9 protein-coding genes are annotated in these 7,641 nt (G+C 69.4%); 3 read left to right on the top strand and 6 right to left on the bottom strand.

Annotated features, from left to right (window positions below; all coding sequences use genetic code 11):
* Positions 1–82: 82 nt before the first annotated feature.
* From ACFYQ5_RS17475 to ACFYQ5_RS17450, 6 genes are read right to left on the bottom strand one after another with little or no spacing between them, the layout of a single operon-like run.
* Complete coding sequence (locus ACFYQ5_RS17475) at positions 83–787, bottom strand: SDR family NAD(P)-dependent oxidoreductase (RefSeq protein WP_389198275.1); 705 nt, start codon at positions 785–787, stop codon at positions 83–85.
* On the bottom strand, positions 763–1,743 hold the full coding sequence (locus ACFYQ5_RS17470) for a Gfo/Idh/MocA family protein (RefSeq protein WP_389198273.1): 981 nt from the start codon (positions 1,741–1,743) through the stop codon (positions 763–765). The genes ACFYQ5_RS17475 and ACFYQ5_RS17470 overlap by 25 nt, the downstream gene beginning before the upstream one ends.
* Positions 1,740–2,660 (bottom strand): sugar phosphate isomerase/epimerase family protein, encoded by a 921-nt coding sequence (locus tag ACFYQ5_RS17465; RefSeq protein ID WP_389198271.1) that lies wholly within the window; start codon positions 2,658–2,660, stop codon positions 1,740–1,742. Before ACFYQ5_RS17465 ends, ACFYQ5_RS17470 begins: the two co-directional genes overlap by 4 nt.
* The gene (locus ACFYQ5_RS17460; protein ID WP_389198269.1) at positions 2,657–3,220 is read right to left on the bottom strand and encodes a VOC family protein; all 564 of its coding nucleotides are present in this window, start codon (positions 3,218–3,220) and stop codon (positions 2,657–2,659) included. Before ACFYQ5_RS17460 ends, ACFYQ5_RS17465 begins: the two co-directional genes overlap by 4 nt.
* Positions 3,217–4,212: a LacI family DNA-binding transcriptional regulator gene (locus ACFYQ5_RS17455; RefSeq protein WP_389198267.1), complete on the bottom strand. Its 996-nt coding sequence runs from the start codon at positions 4,210–4,212 to the stop codon at positions 3,217–3,219. Before ACFYQ5_RS17455 ends, ACFYQ5_RS17460 begins: the two co-directional genes overlap by 4 nt.
* Positions 4,205–5,194 carry a Gfo/Idh/MocA family protein gene (locus ACFYQ5_RS17450; protein WP_389198265.1) on the bottom strand — a complete coding sequence of 330 codons (990 nt, stop codon included), beginning with the start codon at positions 5,192–5,194 and terminating at the stop codon, positions 4,205–4,207. The genes ACFYQ5_RS17455 and ACFYQ5_RS17450 overlap by 8 nt, the downstream gene beginning before the upstream one ends.
* Positions 5,195–5,363: 169 nt before the next feature.
* On the opposite strand from ACFYQ5_RS17450, the gene ACFYQ5_RS17445 reads away from it, so the two are divergent.
* From ACFYQ5_RS17445 to ACFYQ5_RS17435, 3 genes are all read left to right on the top strand, one after another.
* A complete protein-coding gene (locus ACFYQ5_RS17445; RefSeq protein ID WP_389198264.1) occupies positions 5,364–6,011 on the top strand; it encodes a bifunctional 4-hydroxy-2-oxoglutarate aldolase/2-dehydro-3-deoxy-phosphogluconate aldolase in 648 nt (215 codons plus the stop codon).
* A complete protein-coding gene (locus ACFYQ5_RS17440) occupies positions 6,008–6,598 on the top strand; it encodes an AAA family ATPase (RefSeq protein WP_389198262.1) in 591 nt (196 codons plus the stop codon). The genes ACFYQ5_RS17445 and ACFYQ5_RS17440 overlap by 4 nt, the downstream gene beginning before the upstream one ends.
* Positions 6,599–6,755: 157 nt before the next feature.
* The gene (locus tag ACFYQ5_RS17435) at positions 6,756–7,553 is read left to right on the top strand and encodes an IclR family transcriptional regulator (protein WP_389198260.1); all 798 of its coding nucleotides are present in this window, start codon (positions 6,756–6,758) and stop codon (positions 7,551–7,553) included.
* Positions 7,554–7,641: the final 88 nt, after the last annotated feature.

The raw sequence follows: 7,641 nt of genomic DNA, 5'->3' as shown, positions 1-7,641 counted from the left end.
CGACACGCCGTCGACACTCTCGATCAGGTGACCAGTTGTCGTACTCATCAGGCTCACTCCTTCGGGGAGATCCACACCTGATTCATGACACTCCCGTGAGGAAGCCGATCGCGTTGGCGACATCGGCCGGTTCGGCGAAGCGTCGCATGGGGAGCTGCGCGGCGCGAGCGTCGCGTGCTGCCTGCGCGGAGCCGGACTGGTCGGCGAGCAGTGTCCACATCGGTGTGTTCACCGGTCCGGGGTTGACGGCGTTGACCGAGATCCCGTCCGGTCCGAGGATCTTCGCCATCGACCACATGATGTGCAGCACGGCGATCTTGCTGGCGTTGTACGGCAGGTAGTCGATCCGCGCTTCCTTGGCCGCGACCGACGACAGCAGCAGAATGGTGCCCTTCGTGCCGCTGCCCCGCATGAGGTTCGCGACCTCGCGTGTGATGGTGAACGTGCCCGTGGCGTTGATGCGCATGGTGCGCTCGAACTCCTCGGTCGTGGTCGCCAGCGGATCGGGGGTGCCGCCGAGCACCCCCGCGGCGTGGACGAGGACGTCGATGCGGCCGTGCTCGGCGACGATCCGGCGCACCACTTCGGCGGTCTGCTGCTCGTCGGTGACGTCGAGCTCGGAGAAGCCGGCGATGTTCTGCCCGTCGAGCGGTGCGAGGTCCGCCCCCACGACGACGTCCCCACGCGCCTGCAGCGCGTCGACGACGGCCGCGCCGATGCCGCCGCTGGAGCCGGTGACCAGGGCGACCTGGGGCAGCGGCGCTACTGCACTGCTTTGCTGGACCATGTGCGTCCTTCCTGCTCCTCGGTGGGCAGGCCTGCCGCCGCGAGGATCTTGTCGAGTAGTTGCTGGGTCTTGACCGCTTCCCATCCGGAGGTCAGCGGCTGCTGCCGGTCCTGAACGCGGTCGAGGAAGTGGCGGACCGCGTCGGCGAAGCCGAAGCTCTCGGTCGCGGTCGCCCAGCCGAACGCCTCCGGGCTCATCGACCGGACGGTGCGGACGCCGTCCGCCGTCACCGCGACGGTGTCGGGGGCGATGACCTCCGCCGAGCGCAACTGCCCGTACGCGTCGAGCTTCTCACCCCACGCGCCGGCGGCTCGGGCCGCGACCAGCAGGCCCGTGTTCCCGGTCGAGAACCGGATGAGGGCGGCTGTTCCGTCTTCCTCCCAGGGGTCGGTTCCGGCGGCCGCGCTGGTGACCTCGACGACGTCTCCGCCGCAGAACCAGCGGAGGAGGTCCACCATGTGGATCGCGTTCTCGAACGTGGCCCGGTACTCGGAGCCGGCGCGGTTCTTCTGCGCGACGCAGAACGACGCTCCGGCCGCACCGAACGCTTCCCGCGCAGCGACGTACACGGGCGCGAACCGCCGGTTCAGGCCGACCATCAGGATGCGGCCGTGCTCGTCGGCGAGCTCCGCGAGGCGGACCGAGTCGGCGGTCGAGGTGGCCAGGGGCTTCTCGCAGAACACGTCGATGCCGGCGCGGAGGGCGCTCTCGACGGCCGCGACGTGCTCGGAGCGGGGAGTGAGCACGAAGACGGCGTCGAGCTCTTCGGCGTCGAGCATCGCGTCGACCGTGCGGTACACGTTTGCGAACCCCCACCGACGCTGCAGCAGGCTCGGGTCCTCGCGCCGCGACACCAGGGCGCGCAGCTCGACGTCGTCGCGCTGAACGAGGGTGGGCAGCTGCGCGATGCCGGCGATGTTGCCGGCGCCCACCACGCCGACGCGCAGGGCGGTCACGAGCGGACCTCGGCGTCCTGGCCGTTCGCCTCGAGATCGAGCTGCCGCAGCAGCGTACGGAGGTGCTCGGCGCCGCGACGGAATCCGGTCTCGGGGGCGTCGAGATCCTGCGGATGCCACCGGTACTCGTATTCGAGCGAGAGCACGTCGTCGTAGCCGACCTCGCGGAGGCGTCGGAGGATGGACGACCAGGCGAGGGTGCCGTCGCCGACGACGCGCGAGATGACGGCGCGTTCCTCGGCGCGCACGCGCGCCGTCTCGGACGCGACGAACGGGGCGTTCGGGTCCTTGAAGACAAGGTCCTTGACGTGCACGTGGCCTATGAGATCGCCCTGGACGGCGAAGGCGTCGTCGACGTCCTCGTCGTGGGTGAAGGTGAGGTTCGCCTGGTCGTAGAGGACGCGGACGGCGGGGGAGTCGACCGCGCGGATGAGCTTGGCGGTGTCGCGCGCGGTCTGCGTCATGGTGCCGAAGTGGTTCTCGGCGCAGAGCACGACGCCTGCGTCCGCCGCCGGGCCGGAGAGCTCCTGGAACGAGCGGACGAGCTGCGTCCAGTGCGCGGCGTGGTCCTGCTGGCCCGGCCGCCACGCGCCGGAATAGACGCGGATGCGGTTCGCGCCGACCGCGTGGGCGATGTCGATGGCCGACCGCAGCTCGTCGACGGCTGCTCCGCGCATGCGCTCGTCGGTCGCGTTGATGGCGGTCGTGTACGGGGTGAGCCCGATGACCGGGATGCCTTCGCCGTCGGCGACGCGTGCCGCTTCCGCCGCTGCCGCGGCATCGCCGATGGGCAGACCGCTCGTGTAGTCGTCCTGGTAGATCACCTCGGCGGCGTCCAGGCCGGCTCGGGCGAAGAGTGCAAGCGCTTCGGGAACGGTGTGGTGGGGGGTGCCGAGGGTGTGGCCGGCGATCTTCATGAGGGTGTCTCCGAGGCCTTCGAGGTCGAGTGGGTGTGCCAGTCGTGGGGGCCGACGAGACGCGGGGGATCGGCGACCCGCGAGCGGTCGACGAACTCGAGGATGAGTCCCCAGGAGGTGCGGGCGTACACCCACCGGTTCCCGGCGACAGCGGGGCTGTCGCCGGCGACCTCCTTGCGAGCACCGAGGATCTCGATGCCCCGGAGGTCGGCGACCGCGGCGACGACGTCGTCGACGTCGTCGACGACGAAGCAGAGGTGGTGCCCGCCCGCATCGCTGGCGCGCGGGAACACGGGGGAGCGGTCCTCGCTCCACCACTGGAACAGCTCCACGTTCAGGTTCGGCGGCAGCCGGAGCATGCGTAGCTCCAGGTGTGCGTCCGCGGGCACGCCGAAGTGCTCCGGCATGACCGCGGCATCGGGTCCGCGGGTGGAGCGATAGAGCTCCTCGGCGCCGAGAAGGACGGTGAACAGGCGGGTGGCGTCGTCGAGGTCGGGGACGGTGAAGGCCACGTGGTCCACGTATTGCAGACCGGGAAGGCGGCCGGGGTTCGGATTCATGGACGGAGTTCCTGGGTGGAGGAGCGGATGAGAAGCGAGGGCTCGAGCAGGACGTGGTCGGGCGGGCCGCCGGCGATGAGGGCCTCGCCGAGTTCGATGGCGATCCGCCCGAGGTCGGTGATTGGTTGTCGGACACTGGTCAACCGGGGGTTGAACTGGGCGCCGAGGTCGAGGCCGTCGAAGCCGATCACCGACAGGTCGGCGGGCACGGACAGTCCGCGTGAGCTGAGCTCGGAGATCATGGCGAACGCGATGAGGTCGTTGGAGGCGATCACCGCTGTCGGGCGGATCGGTTCCCGCATCCAGTGGTCCACGATCCCCGGCCCCGGATCGGCGCCGGGCGCCGCCTCCAGGACGACGGGCGGGATGGCGTGGCGCTCGGCGGCGTGGTGGTAGGCGTCCCAGCGGTCCTGGGCGGTGTACGTGCCGACGATCCCCGGGGCGTAGGCGATGTCCGCGTGGCCGAGACCAAGGAGGTGGTCGAAGGCGAGGTCGATGCCCCGGGCGCTGTCGACAGTGACGGTGGGCACGGCGGGGTCGTCTTCGACCCGGTCGATGACGACGACCCGGTTCTGAAACGCGTACCGGCGGAGCGCCTCGAGGTTGACCCGGGTCGAGGGGGCGACGATGCCGAAGGGGGAGTACATGGAGTGCATCGCGCTCACGTAGTCGGCGGTCTGCCCGGTGTCGCCGTCGGTGATGCAGAGCATCAGCTGGTAGCCGCGTGCTTTGGCGGCGGCGGCGGTCGTGCGCGCCAGCTCGGCGAAGAACGGGTTGGTCATGTCCGGAACGATCAGCGGGACGAGGTTGCTCGAGCCGCGGCGGAGAGCCTGCGCGAGGGGGTTCATCGAGTACCCGAGCTCGGCTGCGACACGCAGCACGTGTTCCCGGGTCGCCGCGCGTACGGCATCCGGCTTCGAGAACGCGCGTGACACGGTCGAGCGGTGCACGCCGGCCGCCTCGGCGACGTCGTCGATGCTCACTTCAGCCACGACGCGCCGTCCTCTCCAGGTGCGGCGTCCAGATGAGCTCCATAGTGGTCACAAGCTCGGCGAGAGTCGGCAGGCCCGCGAACCCGGTCGTGAGGGTGTCGGCGACGCCGATGACGAACACGTCGTACAGCGGGTCGCTGTCGACCTCGAGGACGGTGCTCCTGGTGATGCCGGAGCGGTCGGTGAACGTCGCGTTGCCGGTGGTGTCGACGGTGGCGAAGCCGTCGGTCCCGGCCGCGGTGAAGCTGCAGTACCGCTTCAGCGGTGAGTTGGGGAACGCGTAGCCGACCTCGACGATGGCCTCGCGGCCCGTGACGGTGGTCAGGACCATCGTGGAGTGGTCGTCGACCGCCTCGCCGTGCAGCGTGGTGGAGAGCTTCCGGACGACGTCGACGGGGTGTCCGAGGTGGCGAATCGCCAGGTCGACGAAGTGCGGGCCAAGGTTCATCAGGCTGCCGCCGCCCGAGAGGGCGGGGTCGAGCATCCACGGGTTGCCGTTCCCCCGGTACCGCGAGGGCGGACCGGCGACGAACGCCATCCGCTCGTAGACGATGTCGCCGGCCTGCCGCAGCCACGTGTCGATCGGGGCACCGCGCTGGACGAGCGGCACGGTCGCCGGCACGGCGGCACGGCGCGCCTCCTCCTCGAGCGTCCGAAGGTCGTCGAGGTTCGCACCGGCGGGCTTCTCGATCACGAACGGGATGCCGCGGTCGATGAGCTCTCGGCCGACGGCGAGCATCTCGTGGTGCGGGCAGAACACGAACGCCACCTCGATGCCGTCCTGGTCCAGAGCCTCGTCGACGCTCGCCGCGACGGGTGCGCCCAAGGGCCCGGCGAATGCCCGAGTGACCGCGGGGTCGGGGTCCTGCACCGCCGTCACGCGGAATCGTCGAGCGAGCCCGGCACGGTACAGCGGCGCGTGCCAGTGGGACGCACCCAGCACCACGGCCGAGGGCCGAGGGGCCGGAGAGGAATGATCCACCGTCGTGGACTCCTTCGCTTCGCATGAGGATCCCGGCGTTCAGTCGCCCGCGAATGAGAACGATTGCTGAGATCGATTGCAGCCCAGGATGTACGCCTCGCCGCGATTCGTCAATGCGTCCGGGGTACGGCTCGACGAAGCGCACCGGAGTGGTGTAACCATCAGGGCCATGTTCCAAAAACTGCACGTCATAGAGACCATCCGCGATTCCGGCAACGTCCTCATCGTCCGCCTCGACACCGCCGAGGAGGCGTTCGAGGTAGCCTCGGCAGCCGTCGCCGGCGGCATCCGCGCCCTCGAGATCACCCTGTCGATCCCCGGCGCCCTCACCGTGATCGAGCGCCTGACCGAGCGCTTCGCCGGTCAAGACGTGGCCTTCGGCGCGGGCACCGTCCTCGACGGGCACGCCGCCTGGTCGAGCATTCAGGCCGGCGCGCAGTTCCTCGTCAGCCCGAACCTCAACCCCGAGATGATCCGCGTCGCCAACCGCTACCAGATCGCCACCATCAGTGGTGCCTACACGCCGACCGAGATCCTCGATACGGCCGAGGCCGGCTCGGACATCGTCAAGCTCTTCCCCACCGAAGCCGGCGGCATCCCGTACGCCAAGGCGGTCCTGGCGCCGCTCGCGCACATCCCGATCCTTCCGGCGGGTGGCGTCACCACCGCCAACGTCGGCGACTGGTTCGCCGCAGGCGTCGCGGCGGTCGGAGTGGGAAGCGCCATCACCAAGGCCGGCCGCCCCGACGGCGACATGGGCAAGGTCACCGCAGCGGCGAAGGAGTTCGTGGCCGCGATCGCGCGAGTGAAGCGGTGACAGCCGACGTCCAAGCCCCGCCCGTCGCCTACATCACGCTCGGCGGGGCGGGGTCGGGTAAGTCGACCCTGTCGAGACACCTCAGCTCCCTCACGGGCGCGGCGTATCTCGACAAGGACACACTCGCCGGGCCCCTTGTGCGCGTTGCTCTCGAGGCGTTCGGGCAGGATCCCTCCGATCGGGAATCGAACGAGCTGTACCTGCGGAGGGTCATGCCGGCCGAGTACGAGACGCTCTTCGCGACCGCCGGCCGGAATCTGGAACTCGGCCACTCCGTCGTCATCGATGCACCGTTCGTGGCGTACCTCCAAGACCCCGACTTCCTGTCTCGCTCGACCGAGGGTGCAGGCTGGCCCGCCGCCGCTCGCATCCGGGTGATCCACGTGCGCACCTCGCCCGAGGTCGTGCGGCAACGGTTGATCGAGCGCGGCAGCGAGCGGGACCGGGTCAAGCTCGCCGGATGGGACGTCTACTGGGAGCGATTCGGAGCACTCGAGTGCCGCTGGAACACCGGCGAGCACGACGTCGTCGTGAACGATGACGAGTCGGCCTTCACGCGTCTGCGTGAGCTGGTGCAGCAGATCTGACCGCTGCGTTCTCGCGACGACCAGGATGAGCGCCGGGTCTTGACAGCCAGGGCGGACGCGTGTGACGTTTCGTTCGTAACAGCGTTACAGCGACGTGAACGTGGGTCCACGTCGACGCGGATGTGGAGTGGATCCACGATGGCGAGGAGACGAGAACATGGCACTGGCCGATGACGTCACAAACGCGATGCATGTCCTTGAACTGCTGGCGCCGCATCCCGAAGGCCGACGCGTCACGGACATCGCCGAGCGCCTGGGCCTCAACAAGGCCATCGCTCATCGTCTCCTCGCCGCCCTGGTCGATGCGGGCTATGTGAATCAGGATCCCCGCACCTCCAGCTACTTCGCCACTCACAGCCTCGGCGCCCTGGGGCTCCGCCAGCTGTCCTCGTCAGCAGTGGAAACGTGGGCTCAGCGAAGCCTGGACTCGCTCGCGGCGGAGTGTGAAGAGCTCGTCCGCCTGGCGGTAGCCACCAACGATTCCTTGAAGTGGATCGCCAAAGCCCAGGGGGCGAACTCGTCCCTCCGCATCGACCCCGTCATGGGTCAGGACGCGGTCCCCCACGCCACTGCATCCGGGAAGGCGTGGCTCGCCACTCTCTCTCCGGACCGAGTCGCGACCGTGCTGGCGCACGAGAACCATCTCGACGTCACCCCCAGATCCACCCTCGACCGGGCCGCTCTCCAGGTCGAGCTCGACGAGGTTCGTCACCGCGGGTACGCCACGACGATCGAGGAGATGGACCTCGGTATCAGTGCCGTGGCGGCCGCCATCCACGGAGCCGGACCGGGCCGGGAGGCCACCGGGACGATCAGCATCGCGGGCCCCTCGGTACGGATGACCCGAGCGCGCATGGCCGAGCTGTCGCCGCCCCTGCTCGCGGCCGCGGCTGACATCTCCCGGAGCTGGCCCAGCTACGCCTACCTCGTCGCGGACGAGGAACTCTCCGCCTAGACAGGCAGACACCCCTTCAACACGTTCAGCGACCCTCGGCCCAGGGCGTTGGGATGCTCACTCGCGACCACATGCAATGGAGAATGCA

The organism is Streptomyces sp. NPDC005794 (genome assembly GCF_042871445.1).
Lineage (GTDB): Bacteria > Actinomycetota > Actinomycetes > Streptomycetales > Streptomycetaceae > Streptomyces.
Note: the sequence above shows the minus strand (reverse complement) of the source record. Positions and strands in the feature narration are given on the sequence as shown.

Bases quoted from the DNA above. Each gene is read 5' to 3' on its own strand.
- ACFYQ5_RS17460 (WP_389198269.1), bottom strand. From the start codon at position 3,220: ATGAATCCGAACCCCGGCCGCCTTCCCGGTCTGCAATACGTGGACCAC.
- ACFYQ5_RS17475 (WP_389198275.1), bottom strand. From the start codon at position 787: ATGGTCCAGCAAAGCAGTGCAGTAGCGCCGCTGCCCCAGGTCGCCCTG.
- ACFYQ5_RS17445 (WP_389198264.1), top strand. From the start codon at position 5,364: ATGTTCCAAAAACTGCACGTCATAGAGACCATCCGCGATTCCGGCAAC.
- ACFYQ5_RS17465 (WP_389198271.1), bottom strand. From the start codon at position 2,660: ATGAAGATCGCCGGCCACACCCTCGGCACCCCCCACCACACCGTTCCC.
- ACFYQ5_RS17435 (WP_389198260.1), top strand. From the start codon at position 6,756: ATGGCACTGGCCGATGACGTCACAAACGCGATGCATGTCCTTGAACTG.